The organism is Paenibacillus sp. cl123, from assembly GCF_900101595.1.
GTDB lineage: Bacteria > Bacillota > Bacilli > Paenibacillales > NBRC-103111 > Paenibacillus_G.
Map to the genome: position 1 here is coordinate 21,495 of NZ_FMYY01000003.1, position 22,542 is coordinate 44,036.

At 56.2% G+C, this 22,542-nt stretch carries 15 protein-coding genes; 12 read left to right on the plus strand and 3 right to left on the minus strand.

Features of this window, described 5'->3' with window-relative positions:
- The first annotated feature begins 75 nt into the window (after positions 1 to 75).
- Together BLR08_RS06785 and BLR08_RS06790 are read left to right on the plus strand one after the other, a co-directional pair.
- Positions 76 to 1,878, plus strand: coding sequence for a cache domain-containing sensor histidine kinase (locus tag BLR08_RS06785; RefSeq protein ID WP_072328857.1), 1,803 nt, complete (start codon positions 76 to 78; stop codon positions 1,876 to 1,878).
- Complete coding sequence (locus BLR08_RS06790) at positions 1,871 to 3,499, plus strand: response regulator transcription factor (protein ID WP_072328412.1); 1,629 nt, start codon at positions 1,871 to 1,873, stop codon at positions 3,497 to 3,499. The genes BLR08_RS06785 and BLR08_RS06790 overlap by 8 nt, the downstream gene beginning before the upstream one ends.
- A gap of 68 nt (positions 3,500 to 3,567) precedes the next feature.
- Here the strand turns inward: BLR08_RS06790 and BLR08_RS06795 are convergent, their stop codons facing one another.
- The gene (locus tag BLR08_RS06795) at positions 3,568 to 5,835 is read right to left on the minus strand and encodes a helix-turn-helix domain-containing protein (RefSeq protein ID WP_072328413.1); all 2,268 of its coding nucleotides are present in this window, start codon (positions 5,833 to 5,835) and stop codon (positions 3,568 to 3,570) included.
- A 321-nt stretch (positions 5,836 to 6,156) separates the two neighbouring features.
- On the opposite strand from BLR08_RS06795, the gene BLR08_RS06800 reads away from it, so the two are divergent.
- From BLR08_RS06800 to BLR08_RS06840, 9 genes are all read left to right on the plus strand, one after another.
- On the plus strand, positions 6,157 to 7,080 hold the full coding sequence (locus tag BLR08_RS06800) for an ABC transporter permease (protein ID WP_072328414.1): 924 nt from the start codon (positions 6,157 to 6,159) through the stop codon (positions 7,078 to 7,080).
- A 16-nt stretch (positions 7,081 to 7,096) separates the two neighbouring features.
- Entirely contained in the window at positions 7,097 to 7,963 is an 867-nt protein-coding gene (locus BLR08_RS06805) for a carbohydrate ABC transporter permease (RefSeq protein ID WP_072328415.1), read from the plus strand.
- 36 nt (positions 7,964 to 7,999) lie between these two features.
- Positions 8,000 to 9,559: an extracellular solute-binding protein gene (locus tag BLR08_RS06810; RefSeq protein ID WP_072328416.1), complete on the plus strand. Its 1,560-nt coding sequence runs from the start codon at positions 8,000 to 8,002 to the stop codon at positions 9,557 to 9,559.
- Between the two features lie 11 nt (positions 9,560 to 9,570).
- The gene (eis, locus tag BLR08_RS06815) at positions 9,571 to 10,794 is read left to right on the plus strand and encodes a GNAT family N-acetyltransferase (RefSeq protein ID WP_072328858.1); all 1,224 of its coding nucleotides are present in this window, start codon (positions 9,571 to 9,573) and stop codon (positions 10,792 to 10,794) included.
- A 246-nt stretch (positions 10,795 to 11,040) separates the two neighbouring features.
- A complete protein-coding gene (locus BLR08_RS06820) occupies positions 11,041 to 12,420 on the plus strand; it encodes an ABC transporter substrate-binding protein (RefSeq protein WP_072328417.1) in 1,380 nt (459 codons plus the stop codon).
- Positions 12,421 to 12,503: 83 nt separating this feature from the next.
- Positions 12,504 to 14,525, plus strand: coding sequence for a beta-galactosidase (locus tag BLR08_RS06825; RefSeq protein WP_072328418.1), 2,022 nt, complete (start codon positions 12,504 to 12,506; stop codon positions 14,523 to 14,525).
- Between the two features lie 2 nt (positions 14,526 to 14,527).
- On the plus strand, positions 14,528 to 16,402 hold the full coding sequence (locus BLR08_RS06830) for a heparinase II/III family protein (RefSeq protein WP_072328419.1): 1,875 nt from the start codon (positions 14,528 to 14,530) through the stop codon (positions 16,400 to 16,402).
- Positions 16,403 to 16,456: 54 nt separating this feature from the next.
- Positions 16,457 to 17,593 (plus strand): glycoside hydrolase family 88 protein, encoded by a 1,137-nt coding sequence (locus BLR08_RS06835; protein WP_072328420.1) that lies wholly within the window; start codon positions 16,457 to 16,459, stop codon positions 17,591 to 17,593.
- A 266-nt stretch (positions 17,594 to 17,859) separates the two neighbouring features.
- Positions 17,860 to 19,767 (plus strand): sensor histidine kinase, encoded by a 1,908-nt coding sequence (locus tag BLR08_RS06840; protein WP_083536733.1) that lies wholly within the window; start codon positions 17,860 to 17,862, stop codon positions 19,765 to 19,767.
- 235 nt (positions 19,768 to 20,002) lie between these two features.
- On the opposite strand, the gene BLR08_RS06845 is transcribed toward BLR08_RS06840, so the two are convergent.
- A complete protein-coding gene (locus BLR08_RS06845) occupies positions 20,003 to 20,245 on the minus strand; it encodes an NHLP leader peptide family RiPP precursor (protein ID WP_176835446.1) in 243 nt (80 codons plus the stop codon).
- A 70-nt stretch (positions 20,246 to 20,315) separates the two neighbouring features.
- Positions 20,316 to 21,263, minus strand: a complete 948-nt coding sequence (locus tag BLR08_RS06850; protein ID WP_072328422.1) for a hypothetical protein — start codon at positions 21,261 to 21,263, stop codon at positions 20,316 to 20,318.
- A gap of 190 nt (positions 21,264 to 21,453) precedes the next feature.
- Between BLR08_RS06850 and BLR08_RS06855 the strand changes: the two genes are divergently transcribed.
- Positions 21,454 to 22,419: a carbohydrate kinase family protein gene (locus tag BLR08_RS06855; RefSeq protein ID WP_072328423.1), complete on the plus strand. Its 966-nt coding sequence runs from the start codon at positions 21,454 to 21,456 to the stop codon at positions 22,417 to 22,419.
- Positions 22,420 to 22,542: the final 123 nt, after the last annotated feature.

The following is a 22,542-nucleotide window of genomic DNA, read 5'->3' on the forward strand; positions in this document are numbered from 1 at the left end:
CGATCATATACAATAGAGGAGAGGGAGATGATTCTTCCTCTCTTTCCGTTCTATTCGAAAGGAGGCCGCATCGGTATGCGATGGCTTCGTTCTTTATGGTTCCGTTCCTTTCGCGCGAAGCTGATGGTCGTGTCGGTGATGTGCATTCTGCTTCCTGCGCTCGTTACGATGGTTGTCTATAATTATTTGACCCGCGACGCCGTGAAGGAGCAGGCGGTATCGAATGCCCAGCAGACCCTGCAGCTTGTGAACGGACATGTGACCAATGTGCTGAACCACATGATGTACCTGTGCAACTACATTCAGGTTGTCGATCCCGACATGCTGCTTGCGCTCAAGCAGCTGAGCGTGGGGCAGTTTACGACCGACAATGTCATTTACGAGGAGTACCAGGCCAGGAGGCAAGTGACGAATACGATCGACAGCCTGACATATGCGGGGGACCGGAGCTTCGTTACGATCGTGCTGAACGACGCCGTTTTTCTGATGAACTACCAGATTGCCGATTTCGATCCCAAAAATCTGCTCAAGGAGCCATGGATCGGCGATGTCAAGGGATTGTCCGGGCTGAACTCCTATTGGGTCGGAACGACGCCCAATGCGTTTGAGCCGTTCAAAAAAATCAGCCCGTACCAGCTGACGGTCGGGCGGCATCTGCCGGAAGGCATCAACGGCTATATGGTGGTCACGATTTTGGAGAGCGATCTCCATAAATATTTCAAAGATATTCCGGAAGGGCATGAGATGCTGCTTGTCGATAATAACGACCGGATTTTGTCTCATATCGATTCGCGGCGGATCGGCCAGCACTTCCCGCTCTTGAAGCAGGCCCAGGAACGGCAGTCCGATATCGTGACGATGCAGGACAAGGAATATTTGATCACGGCCTCGGAGATCAAGTTCAACGGCTGGAAGCTGGTATCGCTTACGCCGTACAAGTCGGCCATCTCGAAGATTAATGCCATCTTTCAGAATGTATTTACGTTCCAGCTCATTTCGTTCGCCTTGTTCTTCGTCTTGCTGCTGGTGGCGCTGCGCGCGTTCACGAGCCCGCTCGTGAAGCTGGATAAGGTGGCGGTGCTTGTGCAGAAGGGCGATCTCGACGTCCGCTCCTCCATCCGCGGACAGGATGAGATCGGCCGGCTGGGCAAGTCGTTCGATCAGATGCTGGACCGCATATCCGACATGCTCGTCCAGGTAACGCTTACCCAGGCGAGGAAACGCAAGGCGGAGCTGAATATGCTGCAGGCGCAGATCAATCCTCACTTTCTGTTCAATGTGCTGAATTCCATCCGGATGAAGGTGCTGGGTCGCGGCGACAAGGAAAGCGCCGATATGATCAGCTCCTTGTCCAAGCTGCTGCGGATGACGATCCAGGATAACGGGACGATCTCCTTGCATGAGGAGGTCGAGATCGTCGTCGATTATGTCAAGCTGATGAATATGCGGCAGAAGCAGAAGGTCGATCTGCAGCTGGATGTCGCCGTCGAGGTGTTCCTGGAGCGCGTGCCTCGCTTCTTCCTGCAGCCGATCATCGAGAATGCGCTCATCCACGGGCTGAGCCAGCAGGCCGGGACGATTATGCTGGGAGCGGCGGCGGAGGACGGCGGCATCCTCATCCGCGTGCAGGATGACGGCAAAGGCATGGAGCCTGAGGAGCTGGCCGCTCTTCAAGCTAAACTGTCCCGTTATTCGGCGGAAAGCGAGCAGGCGCCGGAGACGGGCAAAGGCTTCTCGGGCATCGGCTTGGCCAACGTGTACGAACGATTGCGCATGACCTTCGGCCAGGAGTTTCGGATGGAGCTGCACAGCGAGCCGGGAGCCGGGACTACGGTAACATTATTTATTCCGAAACAGGAGGAGAGCGCACATGTATAAAGTCATGCTGGTGGATGACGACTACCCTGTGCTTGAGCTGTTGTCGAACACCATTCCCTGGTCTGAGCTGGGGCTTGAGCTGATCGGCTTGTACGAGAACGGGGCGCTCGCTCTGGAGTCGGCCAAGCGCGAGATGCCGGATATGGTCGTCACCGACATCGGGATGCCCAAGATGGACGGGCTGGAGCTCGTTCGGGAGCTCAAGGCGATCCGTCCTGACCTGCGTGTCGCCATTCTCTCGTGCCATAGCGAATTCCAGTATGCGCAGCAGGCGATGAAGATGAATATTCAGGACTACCTGCTGAAGGATACGCTGGACCCGGCCGACGTGCGCAAGCTGCTGGAGCAGTTCAAGACAAGTCTGGACGAGGAGACGAACCGCTCCGAGCGGCAGAAGCAGCTGAGGCATATGGTGGACCGCAGCCGGGAGCGGCATAAGGAGGCGTTTATCCGCGGCACGATCCATGATCCGATGCTCAGCGAGGAAGCCTGGGAGCTGGAAGCGGAGGCGCTCGGCCTGCATGTCGCCGGCCGGACCTGTCTGCCCATCGCGCTCTATATCGACGGTCAGCGGGCCGCGCGGCAGCGGTTCGTCTCGGATGACGTGCTCCGCTTCGCTATTCATAACATTGTGGAGGAAGTGCTGCGGGAGGAAGAGCCGGAAGCCGTTCATTTCACCTATGATGCGCTGCGCTCGTTCATTATGCTTCCCTATCACGGAGGGATCAAGACGAATCCGTACGACCGCGCCGCCGCTGTGCTGGGCAAGCTGCAGACGGCCGTCGAGCGTACGCTGAAGCTCCAGCTCTCCTTCCTGATCGGAGTGGCTACCGGCAAGCCGGCGGCGATCCGGCACGAGCTGGCCGAGCTGCTCGGCTCCAGCGGGCAGCGTTTCTATATGATGCCCCGGACGATCGAGAAGAAAGCGGCGGCCCTTCACTCAACCGCCGATTTATTCGGCCTGTACGACGACGCGTTAAACAATTTCAGGGAAATGATGATCGGGGGGAATCCGGCCAATGTGCGCCCGGTGGTCGGGCGCTGGATCGGATTCCTGCGGGAGAGCAGGTTCCGGCCGGAGACGGTCAAGGACTGGATGCTGAAGCTGGTACTCGATCTGAAGCTGAAGCTGCAGTCGATGCAGATGTTCCGCAGCCAGTTCTCCGTCGATATCCTGCACCGCGAAATACTGGAGACCGATACGCTGGCAGAGATGGAAAATTGGCTGATCGACTTCTTCGAGTCGTCTCTCGTCGTCGTCGAGGACGCCAAGGTGCTGAGCAAGCGTTCGGAGGTGCTGGACGCTTGCCACTATGTATCCCTCCACCTGCACCGCAAGATCGGATTGGACGAGGTGGCGGAGAGCCTGTTCATGAATCCGAGCTACTTCAGCCGCCTGTTCAAGAAAGAAACCGGGGAAACCTTCATCGAATATGTGAACCGGATGAAGGTGAACCGGGCCAAGGAGCTGCTGGATCAGACGAATTTGTCGGTCGCCAAGATCGGCGAAGCTCTCGGCTACGACAATCACAGTTATTTTATCAAGATGTTCAAGTCGGTGGCAGGCTTCACGCCGCAGGAATACCGCAACGGGAGCCATAAAGGAGAACCCGAGCACTAAACAAGCCGACCTTCCGGAGCATGCGCCGGAAGGTCGGCTTGTTGTCATTTTATAAGTGCCGGTCCGTCTCAATTCAGGGCTTGCTGAGACCGGCGGAATTCGGTAGGCGTTTGCCCGGTATAGCGCTTGAACGCCCGGTTGAACGGAGCTATGGTGAAACAGCCGACCAGGGCTGCAATATCCTGGATTTTGAGATCGGTATTCCGCAGCATCTCCATAGCTTTGTTCATGCGCAGCGCATTCGTATATTCGCTCAGATTGGTGCCGGTCTTTTCCTTGAAATAGGCGGACAAATAGGAGCTTGTAAGGTTAAGCTTTTGAGCCAAATGCTCGAGCGAGATGTCCTGGCCGTAGTTGGCTTCGACGTAATCCTTGACGAAGGTGATCACATAATCGGCTTCGGCCGCCTCTTTTTTTAGCCGGACCGCCTCGCCGAAGGCGGTAAGGAATCGCTCGAAAAACAGCTGGCAGCGCTCGGCGGTATAGCATTTCTTTAATTCCTCATAAGGCGCTCTGACCTGCTCATAGCCCGGAATCGACAAGTTCATGGCGTATACCGCTTTGATGGTCTTGTCGATCATTTGTTTGCCGAAGGCCTGGATGTGCGAAGCCGGAGCATTCGCTTTATGCAGCTGCTCGATCTGTTTGTTGACAAGCGTTATGCAGATGGCGGCATTGCCCGCATGCAGATGCGTCGCGAGCTCCTGCTCCTGGGCCAGCGTAGGGACCATCGGAAGCGGGACGGGAGCAAGCTCGGTGAAAACTTGAATGTCTTCGTTCAGCTTGCGCTGCTTGACCAGCTCTACCGCCAGCTCGTAGGTTGCGGCGAATTGGCTCGCATGCAGCTGGAGCGGACTTAGGCCGATGGTGAAGTTGAAGTACAGCACCTCGGGCTGCAGCACGGTTCTCAGCGATTCCAGCAGCTCGCCTGTATCGATCGGCTCGTTCGGATGCTCGAAGAGGATCGTCAGGATATGATCCTGCTCGGTCTGGAAGGTCAGCGAGTCCGGCCTGGCGCTTGTCATATTAAGCCGGATCAATTCCTGTATCAGGGAATAGGCGCGGTGCGGCTCAATATTCAGCTCGGTCTGCTCCTGATCCTTCAGGGCCAGATGCAGCAGCAGCAGACGGTACGGACGGTCATTGTCGATGGCCATCTCGATGTCGGACAAGTTGGCGGAGATCATTTTCAGCCTGCTGATATAGGCGTAATGCTGCAGTAACGAATTTTTGGCATCGAGATCGCGATGGATGCTCCGGTGCACCTGGAACAAATCGTTGATTTTATCGGAAAGGAACTTGAATTCCTTGATCCGGCTTTGTTTGGACAGCAGAAATTGACCGTTTTGCTCGATCGCCTGCATGAGGCCGGTCAATGGATTCTGGAATCGTTTGGCGATAAATAGCGCAATAATCAGACTCAGGAGCAGAGCGGCGGCGAGAAATAAAATGAATACAAGATTAAGCTTTTTGATTTGCTCGGAAATATGCGCCACCGGGATAATATCGACATAGAGATAACCGGAATCCTGCGCCCTCTGGTACACATAAATGACGTCGCCCCGTTCCATATGTCCTTGTCCCGTCAGGGAGGCAAAGGCCGGATCGCTGCCGGTCGATCTGTCGGAAGAGGCGAAGAGCTGCTTGCCGTCCTGGTCAAACATATAAAACCAGCCGTTTTCGACCGGCTGGTGGAACGACTTGTACATGGCCGTCCCGTCCAGCAAGGCCACGAGGCCGAATTGATCGTCAAACTGACTTTTGACCAGAACCGGAAGCAATACGCCATGCGACGAATGCTGGAAGGAGGTTTGCTCCTGGAACGTTTCGCCGGGATAAATATGAAAGCCGCGGGCCCTGGTCATCTCCTGATTCCAAAAGGACGCATTATACGTCGGGCTGACGTAAAGCTTGGAGAACATCGTCTCCACGTCGCGTGTTCCGTTTTTGTCGATAAGCAGCTGCTTGTTTTTGAAAAAATAAAAAATATTGTCTATGTACAAAATCGAGTTGTTTAACGTAACCTGCAGCTCCATCTGGACTTTGCGGAACAATTCGTAATCGATAGGACGGTCCCGGGTGCCTGCAACCGCTTGCGTATCGTTTTTGAATAAATAGGTCATCAGGTAGCTTTTGAGCTGAACGAGATTTTTCTCATAATTGGCGACAGTCGTATTTAAGTTCAGGCTGTTGCTCTTGATAATGTTCTCCCGCAGATTCTCGCGGAAAAAGGAGTAGGATAAATAGTTGAAAGACATGAGCAGAGCAATGATCCCGCCGAAGCTGAGACACAATGCCAGAAAAAGCGATGTATTGGTGATCTTGGCGAACTTCATCGTCTCATGCCCCGCTTCCTTGTAAGTAAATGCAGGGAGAATTATATCACAGAGATTTTCGGGCGAACAAACATTAAATCTTATGAAACTTGACTCTCTTTATGATTTGAGGCTTTTTTGCCATGAAATCATAAGCCGGGTCAAGGTTCCGGAAATAAGATCATACTCATTGGCCGAACGGGTCTGCTACGATGGGGATGAGCCAAACGAGCGCATGCCGAATTGCCGGGGGTGCGGGTCATGATGTGCAGACAAACCGAGAGGAAGGAGTGCCTGTATGAAAAAAAGCAAGCAGAATGAAAGGGTTGGAGGAGTGAACCGATGCAGCTGGCAGCAAGCAAAAGCGAATTTCTAAAAAAATGGTCCAGAAGCAAATATCTCCTTCTGTTGTTTTTGCCGACATTGCTCTATTATATCCTGTTCAAGTATGTGCCGATGTTCGGTATCATCGTCTCGTTCAAGGACTATAACCTGTTCAAGGGGATATGGGAGAGCAGTTGGGTAGGGCTCAAGTATTTCCGGATGTTTTTTGAAAGCCCCGACGCCTTCAAGCTCATCCGCAACACATTTTTGCTTGGCGTCTACAAGCTGATCTTCGGCTTCCCGGCTCCGATCATACTGGCGCTGCTGCTCAACGAGGTCAGGCAGATGGCGTTTAAGAAATTCGTGCAGACGGTCAGCTATTTGCCGCATTTCATATCGAATGTCGTAGTCGTCAGTATGCTCGTGTTGTTTTTGTCGCCGTCCAGCGGCATCGTCAATCATCTTATGGAATGGATGGGCCTTGAGCCGGTCAATTTTATGGCCAACGAGAAGATGTTCCGCAGCATTTATGTGCTGTCGGAGATTTGGCAGCATGTGGGCTGGGAGACGATCATTTACCTCGCCGCGCTGACATCCATCGATCCCCAGCTGTACGAAGCGGCCAAGATGGATGGAGCGGGGCGCTGGAAGCAGATGACGCAGGTCACCTTGCCGGGCATTCGGCCGGCGATTATTATCGTGCTGATCCTGAACGTAGGCAGCGTGCTGGAGATCGGCTTCGAGAAAGTGTTCCTGATGCTGAATCCGGCTATCTACGGAACGGCGGATATATTGAGCACCTTTGTCTACCGTACAGGGATTGAGAAAGGGAATTACAGCTATGCGACGGCTATCGATTTGTTCACGAGCCTGATTAATTTGATCTTTATTCTTACCGCTAACTGGGTTAGCCGGAGAACCAGCGAGACAAGCTTATGGTAGGAGGGAGGCGCCCGGCATGCGGCAGAAAGTAAGCGGTTTCGATATCCTATTATTCATCCTGCTCAGCGGGGTTGTGCTGGTGACGCTGTACCCGTTCGTGTACATGATCGCCGTATCCTTGAGCGATAACGTCCATGTGCTGAAGGGCGAGGTTTTTCTATGGCCGAAGGGGCTTAACTTGGATGTGTACCGCATCGTTCTGCAGGACCCGCTGATATTGCGATCTTATTTGAATACGATCATCTATGTCTTGCTCGGCACCGCAATTTCGCTGCTTGTGACGTCGGCGGGAGCGTTTGCCATATCCAAAACGGATCTGCTGTTTTACCGCGGCTTTATGATCATGATCGTGGTGACGATGTTTTTCAGCGGCGGGATGATTCCGACTTTCCTGGTCGTCAAGAGCTACGGATTGGTCGATACGATCTGGGGCATGGTGCTGCCGACCGCGGTAAGCACCTGGAATTTGATCGTCATGCGCACTTTTTTCGCCGGACTGCCCAAGGAAGTCGAGGAATCCGGCAAGATGGACGGGCTGACGGACGTAGGCGTCTTTTTCCGGCTTGCGCTGCCGCTCTCCAAAGCGATCCTGGCTACCATCGGCCTGTTCTATGCGGTCGCAATCTGGAACAACTTCTTCTCGGCGATGCTGTACTTGCGGAGCTCGGACTTGTTCCCTCTGCAGGTGGTGCTGCGCAACATCGTGCTGCAGGGGGTCAGCAGCTCCAGCCAGGCTACGAATATCGGGGGCGACACGATGCTGGTCGACGAGTCGCTCAAATTCGCTACCATTATCGTATCCACACTGCCCATTCTAATGGTTTATCCGTTTCTGCAAAAATATTTCGCCAAGGGCGCGCTGATCGGGTCGATCAAAGGCTGAGTACATTTATCCAATAATCAGAGAGGGGCATTATCCATGAAAAAAGCAGTTTCATCGTGGCTTGCACTGGCCGTAGGCGTTACCGCGCTCGCAGGATGTTCGGGGGAAAGCAAAGAGCCGGAGACTGTGAACAAGGGGACCGATTCACCCGGTCAGGTTTCCGCGGCGCCGGGGAAAAAAACGTTTACGTTCCTGAATTACAGCAACCCGAGCTGGCCCTATTCGAAGGACTGGCCGGTTTGGAAGTATCTGGAGGAGAAGACGGGCGTCACGCTTGAGGTGCAAACTCCGCCGGGCGGCAAGATGGAGGATGCGCTCAGCCTGACGATGGCATCGGGCACGCTCCCCGATCTGATGTTTACGCAAACGAAAGCGACGGCCGACAAATACGGGCAGCAGGGCGCGCTCGTCAACATTCTCGATCATGTGAACGATATGCCCAATTTCAAAAAATGGATGGAAAAATACCCCGCCGCGGCGCAAAGCGCGATCGCTTCCGACGGCAAGATGTACGTGCTGCCGAATCAGGGCATCGGCGAGACGAACCGGATGATCTGGATGTACAGAGAGGACATCTTCAAGAAGCACGGCCTGCAGCAGCCTGCGACATGGGATGAGTTGTACACGACGCTTAAGAAGCTGAAGGAGCTGTATCCGGACAGCTATCCGCTGACATTCCGCAACGGCCTCCGCTATCTGCAAAATTTCGGCGCTTCCTTCGATGTCGTCGCGACGCTGAGCCTGGATGTCCCAAGCGTGTACTACGACGCGGCGAGCAAGGACTGGAAATATGGACCGACGCAGGACAATTTCAAGACGCTCATTACGTATATGAACAAATTTTATAAGGAGAAGCTGATACCGCCCGACTTTCTGACAGTCGATACGAAAATTTGGCAGGATATGATGTCGACGAACCGCGGATTTGTGACGCTGGATTACATCGGCCGGATCGACTTCTACAACTCCGCTCTGCGCAAGGACAATCCGGACTTCAATCTGTCATTCATGGCCCCTCCGGCAGGCTGGACCGGCGGCCCGCAAAAAAATGCGTTTACGCAAGTATCGGAAGAAGGGCTGATGATCTCCTCCAAATCCAAAAACACGAAGGATATCGTCAAGTATCTGGACTTCTTCTTCACGGAGGAAGGCAAAACGCTGGTAAGCTGGGGCAAGGAAGGCGAGACGTTTAAGACGGAGAACGGGAAGAAGGTTTTCATCGGCGATTACAAGGATGTGTCCGATCTGAGGAAGAAAACGGGGTTGTCTTCCGACGGCGCATATGCCTGGTTCGATTATGACGCCCATATCTCGCTTGCCTCTCCCGAGCTGAAAAAAGCGTATGAGCAAGTGGGCAAGTACGACAACACCCAGCAGCCGAAGCCGGCGTTTACCGCCGAGGAACAGGAGATTTTGAGCACGGTTGGCGACGCCCTTAATAAAAATCGCGATGAGAATCTCTCAAAGTTCATTCTCGGCAACCGGAGCCTTGCGGAATGGGACGGCTTCGTGGAGGAACAGAAGAAGCTGGGTATCGACAAGATCCTGAGTGTCTACAAGCAGGCGTATGACCGCATGCTGAAGGCGACGAAATAACGGTGGTTCCCATGACGGACCAGATCAGATTGCTGAAGCCGGAAGAGGCAAGCGAAAGTCTCGCGTTATCGGAATTTGCCTTCCAGCGCAAAGTCGCACCTGAGAAGAGGGAAGGAATGCTGGCCGACATGCGGGCGGAGCAAACCTGGGGTTACTTCGTCGAGGACCGTCTGGCGGCCAAGCTGACCGTGCTGGAGCTGGAGACGTGGATTCACGGCAAGGCGTACGGCATGGGCGGGATAGCCTCGGTGGCGACATGGCCGGAGTACCGCCGCCAGGGCATGGTCGGGAAGCTGCTGTCCCGGGCGCTGCAAGCCATGAAGGAGAGAGGTCAGGACCTCTCCTTTCTGGCTCCGTTTTCCTATGCGTTTTACCGGAAATACGGCTGGGAAGCAAGCATCGATTATATCCGGTACGAGCTTCCGGCGGGGCGGCTCCCGAAGCCGGATCTAAGGGAGGGCAGCAGAGTTGCCCGGATCGAAGCGGACGCTGCGGAGCTGAACCCGATCTATGCCGCCTATGCGCAGCGCTTCAACGGCATGCTGAAGCGGACGGAAGCATGGTGGCGCAAACGGATATTTCAGGCTAAGCAAGGAATCGTAAACCTGTACGTCAACCCGGCGGGCGAGCCCGAGGGCTATATTTTCTATGAAGTCAAGGAGAAAGTATTCACGGTACACGAGCTGGCGGCTTTGACCGAGGACGCGCGGCGCGGGATATGGCGGTTTATTGCCAACCATGATTCGATGATCGATCGAGTGGTCTATCATGCGCCGGTCGGCGACCCGCTTCCCTACCTGCTGGAGGAACCGCGGATCAAGCAGGAGATCGTTCCCTACTTCATGGCGCGCATCGTCAACGTCGAGTCGTTTCTGCGCCGTTATGCCTTTGCGGGCGGCGAGAGCGGCGGAAGTCCCGCCGCTCCGTTCTACCTTCAGATTATGGATGCCCAGGCCGGATGGAATAACGGAGCATTCCGGATTCGGCCGGGCATACAGGGGGCCAACGAGGTCGTCAAGCTTCCGGCGGGAGCGGCAGCACGGAGCGAGCTCGGGGAAGACGGCGGCCCAGAGGTGATAGCCTGCGATATTCAGACCCTTTCGTCACTGCTGATGGGCTACAAGCCCGCCCTGCTGCTTCACCGGATCGGACGCCTTCGCGGCAGCGAAAATGAAATAGCCAGACTGCAGCAGTACCTGCCCGAGCAAGTGCCTTATTTGACGGATTACTTCTAATACAGTTAACCGAATGCCCCTGCCTTTTTTCTCCCAGGCAGGGGTTATTGCCGTTTTTATTTGCGGATACCGGGCTTACGGGGCTTGCCTCCGGCTGGCTTCAAGTGCATAATTCTGTTAACGGAAAGTAAAAATAACGTCGATACTGGTCAAGATCGCGTCATGTCTGGATGTTCACTGGTTGCTATAATGAGCGTGTAAGTCAGAGAAGTCGACACAGTGAAAACCAGATAACGGAGGGGCACTATGAAAAAGAGATGGATTTCGACGATCGCGGGCGTGGCGGCTATCAGCTTGATCGCAGGCTGCGGCGGCAATGCGGATAACGGAAATGCAAGCGGAAGCACGAGCGGCGACAGCGGCGCGCCCAAAGGCCCGGTTACTTTGAAATTCCACGCATTCGGCAGCGAAGCTCAGCAGAACTGGACGAAGGTCATCTCGTCCTTCGAAGCGAAATACCCGGATATCAAGGTGGAGCTCATCAATCTGAGCGAGAAGGGCGACACGCAGGAATACGCGAAGAAGCTTGACCTGGCTGCCGCTTCCGGCGAAGCGATGGACGTTATGATGTTCAGCGAAGCGGGCATGTACGCACAGCGCGTAGCGCTCGGCATGGTAGCTCCGCTTGACGAGTTCATCAACAAGGAAGGCTATAAGGTCACCGAGGAATACAAGGTTGACACGCAATTGAACGGCAAGTACTATGCGCTGCCAGGCAAATTCAATCCTTGGTATGTGATGCTCAACAAGGATCATTTGAAGGAAGCCGGTCTTGAGGTTCCGAAGGAATGGACCTGGGATCAGTTCACCGAGTACGCGAAAAAGCTGACCAAGGGTGAAGGCGCATCCAAACGTTACGGCACCTATTTCCACGGTCCGCAAGGCGGAGGCTGGCTGGAATTCACTCGTCTGGCGCTTGCCAACCAACCGGATAACTCGGACTACCTGAAGACGGACGGAACGTCCAACCTGGACAATCCGCTGTTCCGCAAGTCGATCGAGCTGCGCTACCAGATGGAGAAGGTCGACAAGTCTTCGACCCCTTACACGGACATGATTTCGCAGAAGCTGCACTATCGTCCGCAGTTCTTCAACCAGTCGGCGAGCATGGTGGTTATCGGCAGCTGGATGAACTCCGAGCTGGGCGGCACCGAGCAGTTCCCGCTTAACTTTAACGTCGCTGTAGCGCCGTTCCCTAAGAATGCGGCATCCGATCAAGGCGGCTACTCGATGGTTACGACTGACTTCATGGCGGTTGCGGCCAGCTCCAAGAACAAGGAAGCGGCTTACAAATTCATCCGTTACTTCACCACGGACGGTTCGATCGCTCAAGGCAAATACGTTCCATCCTGGACAAAGGTTAAAAATGAAGATTTGAGCGCAATCATCGACACGATTCTGGCCGGTACGAAGTCCCCGGATAAAGTCGACAAGGAATCCCTGATCACCGTTCTTCAGAATGCGAGAGCTTCCAAGCTGGTTCCTCCGACTTCCTATCAAGCGGATGTATACAAGGTCATCAACGAAGAGTATGAGAAGCTGATTCTCGACAAGCAGAACCTGGACGCGATGATCAAAAACACGCAGGACCGCGCTCAGAAGCTGATCGATTCCAGCAAAAAATAAAAATTGCAAACCGGCTTAGCGCATAGAGAGAACCCTTATCAGGTTCTCTCTATTTGTACGGCGGCGGGAAGAGAGGACTTTAAATGATACATCCCAAGTTACCTGCCATTTGGTATGGCGGCGATTACAACCCGGATCAATGGCCGGAAGAAATTTGGCAGGAGGATATGCGGCTCTTCCGCCAGGCCGGCATCAATGTCGTGACGCTGCCCGTGTTCAGCTGGGCCAAGCTGCAGCCCGCGGAGGATACGTACACCTTCGGCTGGCTGGACCGGATCATGGATCTGGTGGCGGGCAACGGCATCTACGTCTGCCTCGCCACCTCTACCGCAGCACAGCCCGCCTGGATGTCCCGCAGGTACCCGGATGTGCTGCCGGTCGATATCGACGGGCGCCGGCGGACGCATGGCTCCCGCGTGAACTTTTGCCCGACTTCCCCAAGTTACCGCAAGTATGCGGTCCGGCTGGCCGGAAAGCTGGCCGAGCGCTACGGCCGGCATCCGGCGCTCGTGATCTGGCATGTCGGCAACGAATACGGGCCGCACTGCTACTGCGACCGGTGCGCGGCAGAATTTCGCGTCTGGCTGAAGGCGCGGTACGGCACGATCGAGGAGCTGAACAAGCGCTGGAATATGAGCTTCTGGGGCCATACGGTTTACGAATGGGACGAGATCGTCCCGCCGACGAATCTGAACGGGGACAACCGCTGCTTCCAGAGCATGACGCTTGATTACAAGCGCTTTATGTCCGATGCCATCTTGGCCTGCTACCAGGCCGAGCACGACGTTATCAAGCGAGCTACGCCCGAGCTTAAGGTGACGACGAATATTTGGGGGCTGTTTAACGGACTGGACCTGCAGCGCTGGGCGGACCGGATGGACATCGTCTCCTGGGACAGCTACCCGCAGATGAACGAGCCGATGAACCAGGTCGCCATGCGCCACGACTATATGCGCGGGCTGAAGCAGGGCGCGCCGTTCATGCTGATGGAGCAGACGCCGAGCCAGCAGAACTGGCAGCCTTACAACTCGCTGAAGCGCCCCGGCATCATGCGGCTCTGGAGCTATCAGGCGATCGCGCGCGGAGCGGATACGGTGATGTTCTTCCAGCTGCGCCGCTCGTTCGGCGCTTGCGAGAAATATCACGGCGCGGTGATCGAGCATGCGGGTCACGGAAACACGCGCGTATTCCGGGAATGCGCGCAGCTCGGCGCGGAGCTGCAGCAGCTGGGCGATACGCTCATTGATTCGCGGCATCGGCATGAGGCGGCTTTGCTGTTCGATATCGATACGTGGAACGCTGTCGAGATTACGAGCGGACCGAACGTCGATCTGGATTATGCCGCGCAGGCCCAGAAGTACTATAAGGCGTTCTATGACTTGAACGTAGGGCTCGACGTCATCAGTCCGCTCAGCGACTTCTCCGGCTATAAGCTCGTGGTCGCTCCGGTTCTGTACATGCTGAAGCCGGGCGTTGCCGAACGCATCGAGGCGTTTGTGAAGGCGGGCGGGATATTCGTCACGACGTTCTTCAGCGGGATCGTGAACGAGAACGATCTGGTTACGCTGGGCGGCTATCCCGGCGAGCTGCGTCAGCTGCTCGGCATCTGGGTAGAGGAGATCGACAGTCTGCCGCCCGACCTGAGCAACCGGATCGTCGTCAGCGAGCCGTTCGGCAGCGTCGCCGGCGAGTACGGCTGCGGCATGCTGTGCGATCTGCTGCATCTGGAGGGAGCAAGGGCGCTTGCCGCGTATGGCGACGATTTTTATGCCGGAATGCCGGCGCTCACGGAAAACAGCTACGGACAAGGCCGGGCCTATTATGTGGCGACCGACGCGGACGAGCGGTTCCTGGCCGATTTCGTCCGTACGCTCTGCGATAACGCAGGGCTCCAGGCGCCGCTGGCGGCGGACGCCGGCGTTGAGCTGACGCAGCGGCACAAGGCAGGGAAGCGTTATACATTTGCGCTGAATCACAACCCGCGCCCGGCGGGGGTGAGCATGGGCGACGGCTGCCGCGATCTGCTGACGGGCCGCGTTTTCACCGCAGGCGAGAGGGTGGAGCTGGAAGCGCACGGCGTACTCATCTTGGAGGAGTGGGATTGATTATGGACGCGAATATGATCCTGAGCAAGCTGGGAGGCATGAGCATGGATGCGGCGGCGGCTCGGCTGTTGTTAGGGGAGGAGTCGCCGGAGCAGGCCCGGAACAGGCTGCTCGGCTCCGCCGCCCACGCGCCGCTGATCCGCGAGATCCGCGAGGAGGCCGACAGGCTCTTGGCGGAGCCGCTGCCGGAGCTGACGTATTCGCTGCTGCGTTTATTCGAGGAGCAAGGCTCGCGCAGCGACTACGACCGGACGTATTTCCGCCGCCGGGGCGCTCTTACGGCGTTCGGGCTGATGGGCTGGCTGGAGCACGAAGAGCCGCGATATGCCGAGGCGCTGGCCGATGCCGTATGGTCGATCTGCAACGAATATACCTGGTGCCTGAGCGCGCATCTGGCCCCGGGAAGCCCCGAGCTGCGCATCGGTCACGGTACGGCAGTGCGGGCATGGCGGGAAGAGGGGCAGCTGACCGTCGATCTGTTCGCGGCGGAGACGGCATTCGCGCTGTGCGAGGTCGCGGCGCTTGCCGGGGAGCGGCTGCCCGCTCTGCTGCACAGAAGGATTCAAGAGGAAGTGCGCCGCCGCGTGCTGGAGCCTTTTTTGACCGGGGAGGCGTACAAGTGGGAGACGCAGACGCATAACTGGGCCGCCGTATGCGCGGGATCTATCGGCGCCGCCGCGATGTACGCGCTGCCCGGCGGGGAGGAGCTGGCCGCCGTGCTGGAGCGATGCCTGCGGGCGGTCGATCATTATTTGCTAGGCTTCGAGCCCGACGGCGCGTGTACGGAAGGTTATCTGTACTGGCAGTACGGCTTCGGCTTCTATGTTTACTTCGCCGATCTGCTCAAGCGACGCACTGGCGGGGAGATCGATCTCTTTGCGCCGGATAAGGTGCGCTCAATCGCCATGTTTCAGCAGACATGCTTCCTGGACGGCCGGCAGGTCGTCAACTTCTCGGATTCGCTGCCTCAGGCCGGCGTCTTCCTGGGACTTACCCACTATCTGCACGGGCTGTACCCCGAAATGGACGTGCCGGAGCTGAGCCTGAGAGCGGCATACACGGACGATCACTGCCGCCGCTGGGCCCCGGCGCTGCGGAACCTGCTCTGGTTCCGCGAGGAGCTGCCCGGCGAGCCATGGGCCGCCGCCTCTTATTACCTGCCGGATGCCCAGTGGCTCGTGTCCAGGCATCGCTCCGCCGCAGGCAGCTATGTGTTCGCCGCGAAGGGCGGACATAACGCAGAGCCGCATAACCATAACGACATCGGCCAGTTCATGCTTACCGCAAACGGCACCTCGCTGCTGGCCGATCTCGGCTGCGGCCAGTACACCCGGGAATACTTCGGCGACGGCAGGTACGACATATTGTGCAACGGCGCTCAGGGACATTCCGTGCCGGAGGTGGACGGGCAGCGGCAGCAGGCCGGAGCTTCGGCCAAAGCGGTGCTCGTCGAGCGGTCGTCGGCGGAGGAGCGGGAGGTATTCGCCGTCGAGCTGGCCTCCGCGTATGCCCATCAGGGCTTGTCGCGGCTGGAGCGCCGGTTTGTCTGGTCGAAAGCGGCGCCCATCCCGACGCTGGAGCTTACGGATATCTATTCCTTCTCTTCCCCAGCCGGCATAATTACGGAACGGTTGATCAGCTGGTTCAAGCCGGCGGAGCAAGGTCCGGGACTTGTGCGGATCGACGGCGGGGGCGGCGCGGGACTGAGCATCCGGTACGACGCCGGCCGGATGACTTATAAGGTCCGGGAGCTGGAGCATACCGATCATTTCGGGAACAGGATGCCCTGCTATGCCCTGGACTTTACGCTGGAGCATCCCGCCGGAGCCGAGACAGTGAAGTTTGTCTTCACGTTCACGGAAAAGGCTTCAACATAATCAATAAGCAAGCGACCGGTACAAGCTTGACCAATGGAATAAGGGAGTGGGAGCATGACACTGCAAGCAGGCTGGGCCCAGGAAGCATGGGAGAACACGGCAAGTAAGGTTACGAGGACAAGCAAGCGGATCGGAGACCGGTTCCCGCACGCAAGCGTAGGCGGCGAATACCAGCTGGAGCCGGCCTACTGGTGGACGGCCGGCTTCTGGCCGGGGCTATTATGGCTCGTCTACCGCACGACGAAGGACGAGGCGCTTCGCGAGCTGGCCGAATCCTGCGAGCGCCAGCTGGATCAGGTGATCGCGGATTATTACAAGCTGGATCACGACATCGGGTTTATGTGGACGCTGACCAGCGTGGCGCGCTGCCGGCTGCTCGGCACCGGAGAAGCGCCCGATTCGAGGCGGCGTGCCTTGCTGGCCGCCAATCTGCTGGCCGCCCGCTTCAACGTACAGGGCAATTATATCCGCGCCTGGAACCCGTGGCGTGAAGGCGAAGAAAACGCCGGCTGGGCTATTATCGACTGCATGATGAATTTGCCCCTGCTGCACTGGGCGACCCGCGAGTCGGGGGACCCGCGCTACAAGCATATCGCGGTCCGTCATGCGGATACGGCGCTGGAGCATTTCATCCGGCCGGACGGCTCGGTCAACCATATCGTGGTGTTCGACCCGGCAACGGGAGAGCAGCTGCGCGTCGAAGGCGGACAAGGCTATGGCCCGGCATCGGCCTGGTCCCGCGGCACAGCCTGGGCCATCTACGGCATGAGCCTGAGCTACAAGCACACAGGCGATGACAGCTACCTGCAGGCGGCCAAGCGCGCTGCGCATTTTTTCCTGGCGAATCTGCCGGAGGATCATGTGCCGCATTGGGACTTCCGTCTGCCGGAAGGGGTAACGGCTTACCGCGATTCGTCAGCCGGGGCCTGCGCCGCCTGCGGGCTGCTGCTGCTATCGCGCCAGGTCCACGGCGCGGAGGCGGCGCTGTACCGCCAGGCGGGCGAGCGCATCCTTCATTCGCTTTACGTGAATTACGGCGCTTGGGAGAATGATAGCGAAGAAGGGCTTGTCACTCACGGCACGAGCCATTTCCCGGAAGGAAAAAACATCGACGTTCCGCTCATCTACGGCGACTATTATTTCGCAGAGGGATTGTCGATGCTGCTTGAGCATGGAGAGTTGTTCTGGTAAGAGCCTGCAAAGGAGGGCGGCTGGAACAACGAGCTTAAGGTTAATCGGATATGGAAAAGCTGGAGAGACCGCGGCACAGGCGCTGCGAATCTCTCCGGCTTTTTTGGGCTTGGGCCAAGGCGGGGCTTCGAACACCGCCCGGATTCTGAAGAAAACTTTCGTAACAAATAGTAAATGGTGATATTTAAGTTGATCTCCTAGAAATTTGAAGGGAAATGCCGGAAAGCTGTCGAATCCTTTGTACATCTCAATTGTAGGGGTGTTTTATGGGTAGACGGGTAGGAATTATGTTCATTATGACCGTTCTCGGGATCATGGCTGTCGGTTTCATCCTCAATCAGCTGCGGCTGCAGGATGACTCGGTCAAAGCGCCCTGCTTGTCCGCTTGGCAGCGGCTTATGACGGCAGAGGCTTCTTCGGCAAGCCTGGATCTCGCTCACATCAAGGAAGCCGGCGAGTGGGTCCATGAGTCGGTTCAGCAGCGTATGCCGCATGAGCCTGCCGCCTCATCGTCCGTATGGGTGAAGTTCCAGATTCCGTCCTTTGAGGCGAGGCACCCGATGATATTAATGAATCGCTTGTATGCCCAGAGCATCCGCATTTATTTGGCAGATCAGCTGGTGTACGAATCGATCCGCGATCATTCCTTCGATACGAATAATGTGCTGCTGCCGATCAAGCAGGAGGACATGGGGCAGACGCTGTATATGTGGCTGGATTCGCCCAAGAAACAGATCGGGCTGAGCGAAGGCGTTCTTTTCGGCGAGGATAGCCAGCTCCGCGAGCTGCTCGATGAGAATATCGAGAGCGTCATCATCGGAAGCTCCTTCGTATTTATTGCCATTACGATGCTGTGCTGTTCGGTGTTCTTGCTGCGCACTCAGGCGGCTTCCTCCTGGCTGCTGCTGACGGCTATCGTGTTTCTGGTGGGGATTTTGTTCATTTCCTATTCTTCCTACACGCATGTCCATTACGAAAAATACGGATATCTGCTGACCTGCTTTTTCGATCTGGCGCTGTTTGCCATACTTCCTGCCGTCACGTATTTTTTCGAGAAAATTATCGGCCCCGGCTACAAGGCGTCTATCCGCATCTGGCGGTACATCCAGGTCGGCTACTCGCTGTTTGCTTGCGTGTTCCTCATTATAGACCGGTCGAATCCGGATGTGTATTTCGGCATCTATTATTTTATTTCCGTAACTGCCATCGGTCTGATGGCGACCGTGCAGTTTTTGCTGCTGTCTTTGTCCACGCTGTTCTATGCGCGCAAGGGAAACCGGGACGCCCGGATTTTCGCGTTCGGGGCTTTGCTGCTGGCTTCCTCGGTCATCGGCGATATGGCCAATTTTTATATGACATCCGGCAATTATGAATTGATGCTGTGGAGGTGGGGGATCAGCTTCTTCGTTATATCGCTGATCGTCATCATGGGGCGGCGGCTTGCCGACTATTATGAGCAGATCATCAATTACTCCAAGGAAGTGGAGCTGTACAATAACCAGCTGCAGCGCTCGGACAAGCTGGAGGTAATCAGCGAGCTGGCCGCCTCGATCGCCCATGAGGTCCGCAATCCTCTGCAGGTGACAAGGGGGTTCCTGCAGCTGTTGTCCCAGAAGGTAACCGAGCAGGAAAAGGAGTTTATGAATTTGGCGATCTCGGAGCTGGATCGGGCTGCGGACATTATTACCGACTTCCTGACGTTCGCCAAGCCGCAGATGGATAACTTCGCGACCCTGCATGTGCAGCATGAGCTCAAGCAGATCGAGGGGATCGTCATCCCGCTGGCGCGGCTGAACGGGAGCGAGGTCGAGCTTACTATTCCGCAACATCTCTACATCCGGGGCAACTCCTCCAAGTTCAAGCAGGTGCTGATCAATCTGATCAAAAACAGCATTGAGGCGATGCCGAAGCCCGGGAAAATCGACATATGGGCTTATGAGGCGCATCAGCGCGTAAGCATTCACATCCGGGATACCGGAGAAGGCATGGATGCCTCGGAGGTGGCCCGGCTTGGCGAGCCTTATTTCTCCACGAAAACGAAGGGCACCGGCCTCGGCTTGATGGTGACCTTCCGAATCATCGAAGTGATGCAGGGAACGATTCATTTTGAAAGCGAGAAGGGGAAAGGGACCGAGGTCGTTCTTACCTTCCCGGCGCTGGCGGATTCGGCTTGAGACCGCTCTTGGGTCTTGCGCTTGCCAGGCGCGAGGTGAGCTTGCGAGCGAAAAAACACCTGGCCATCGGCCAGGTCCTTGAAGATCTCCGCGTACGACTCCATGCTTTTGGTGCGCGGGAGAATGGATAGGGGGTTCCAACTTGTCCTGCGATCACGTCAGGGGTACCCCTCAGGATTTTACTCCTCAAAAAAAGAAGGGCACGCTCGGCGCCCTTCCTTCTACAAATTCCTGCTTACCAGCCCGCTCTGGGCTCATTGACTCCGCCCGCCAATACAGTGGAAGGCTCTTTGGGGAGAACCAAATAAAATTGGGTGTCCGTTTCCGCCAAAACCTGAACGTTGAAGCCCTCCGGAATCTCGATGCCGAATGTTTCTTTAATCGCAGCTTTGGGTTCGGCTAACAGTCTTGCTTTAAATCCTTCGTCTTCCCAAGTCATCCGAATAATCTTGTACTTCAACTCTTCTGGCGTCATCATAACAGTCACCCCTGTATTGATATTTGGGTAATTATCCCAAATAAAATATATCATGTAATTCTACAAAAATCTAGCTATTTTGCAAATTTTTTGATAGATAATAGAATAATCCTCCGGATTCTAGCAGCTGCTTCTCTTTTCGAATTTTCGCCGCCTCTTGCGACAAGCCGTTTAACAGAAATTTCCCGAAGGCTTGCATATATGGAAGGGTCAGCCGTTGCCGGGACTGGGGCTGGTCCTGCAGCAGCTTCTCGGCCATTTGCACATAGCGGTCGAGCAATCCCCTGTCATAGATCAGCTTGCGGATGATGTCGGGACTTGGGACTGAAGGATCCGGTCCCAAGGACTCCGCTGCCAGCGCAACAAGCGCATTATAGCTGCCTTCCAGCAAATCCTCCTGCCAGTCGGACCAGTCGTCGACGAGCTGCAGCAGGACCAGAATCTGGTCGACCTGCCGCTCCATCTCCTCGCGCAGGTCGGCATGATTCGCCAAAAGCAGCGCTCCCATGCCTGTCAGCTTGACCGGCGCGGCCTTGTGGGCCAGCGTGAGAGGGACATCGCGCATATAAACACTGTCCTTCTCCCGGATCATCGCCTCCGCCCACTGGGCATCATAGACGCGGTAGCAATTCCAGATCGGACAGTCCGGGGCAGGGAAAAGCTCGCGGAAAATACTCAGAAATTCATAGTGAAATAAATGACCGAGCGGCAGCTTCTGCCTGCATTCCGGATTCGGAGAGTCGATCAAGTCGTCCATAATGAAGTAATACAGCATGCCGAAGACGCTGCCGAGCGCCAGCTTCTTGTTAAGAGCAGGCTCCAGGCCGGTCGCATCGCTTAACCAGAAAGGCAGCAGGTAGCATATATAATTTTTGCTGCTGGCTTCCTTCAACACCGTGAACTGCTCCAGATAGCGCTGGCCTGCCGTATCGAAGGGCTGGGGGAAACGGGCCACGATCGTCTCGGCTTGTACGAATACCGCTGTCATTTCTTTGCGAAAATCCTCGAACCACTTCATGCATTCACATCCTCTAATGGGAATTATTTCTATTATATTCAATAGCAAGGTTTTTTCATAGATAGCTTGGGAACTATACGCCGGAGCCAAGATTTGGGGAGATGTTCGTCTTTACTTGTGAGCTTGTATCCGGTATGTTGGGCATATGGCCTATACATACCGAAGGAATACATACAGGGAGGAAACGAGAATGGGCGTCGTCTATACAATAGGAGAAGCATTGATTGATTTTATACCTGCGGAGAAAGGAGTGCCGCTGAAAGAGGTTAACGGGTTCGAGAAGGCTGCCGGTGGAGCGCCGTTTAACGTAGCTTGCGCAGTGGCGAAGCTCGGAGGGCGGAGCGGATTTATCGGAAAGCTCGGCTCGGACGCTTTCGGCGACTTTCTGGTCGAGACGCTGACCCGGCTGCAGGTGGATGTGAGTCATGTGCGGCGGACGCGAGAGGCGGGCACGGGGCTGGCTTTTGTCAGCTTAAGCAGCGACGGCAACCGCGACTTCTCCTTCTATCGCAATCCGAGCGCCGATATGCTGCTCACAGAGCAGGAAACGGCGGACATCCGCTTCGCAGCTGGGGATATCCTGCACTTCTGCTCGGTGGATCTGATCGAAGCTCCCGTGAAATATGCGCATCGCGCGGCGCTCGCAGCGGTCCGGGAAGCGGGCGGACTTATCAGCTTTGACCCGAATGTAAGATTGCCGCTGTGGACCAGTCCGGAAGCTTGCCGGAAGACGATTTTGGAGTTTCTGCCTGAAGCGCATATCGTGAAGATCAGCGACGAGGAGCTTGCGTTCATCACTGGACTTGCGGATGAGGAGGAAGCGATCTCTTCGTTATTTGTCGGAAACGTACGCCACGTCGTCTACACGAAGGGGGCGGAGGGCGCTCTCTGGCACCGGTCAAGCGGCAAGGTGGCGGTTGCCGGACATGCGATCCGGGTGGCCGATACGACCGGCGCCGGCGACTCCTTCATCGGCGCGCTGCTGTACCAGCTGCATGCCCGGGGACTGGGCGCGGACAGCATCACGGAGGTCGATATCCGGCCGATCCTGGAGTTCGCCAATGCGGCCGCCGCCCTGACGACAACCCGCAAGGGAGCGGTTGGCGCGCTGCCCGGCAAGGAGGAAGTGCTGGACTTTTTGGCTGGGAAAAGGTAAAAGCGATCGTAAGGCCAGGGCGTAAAACGTCTGCTGCGGCCTAACGGAACGTTGGCGGCATAATAAAGCACAACCCCCGTTTCTTGCGGAACGGGGGTTGTTGGCATGCCGCTTGAGCAGGAG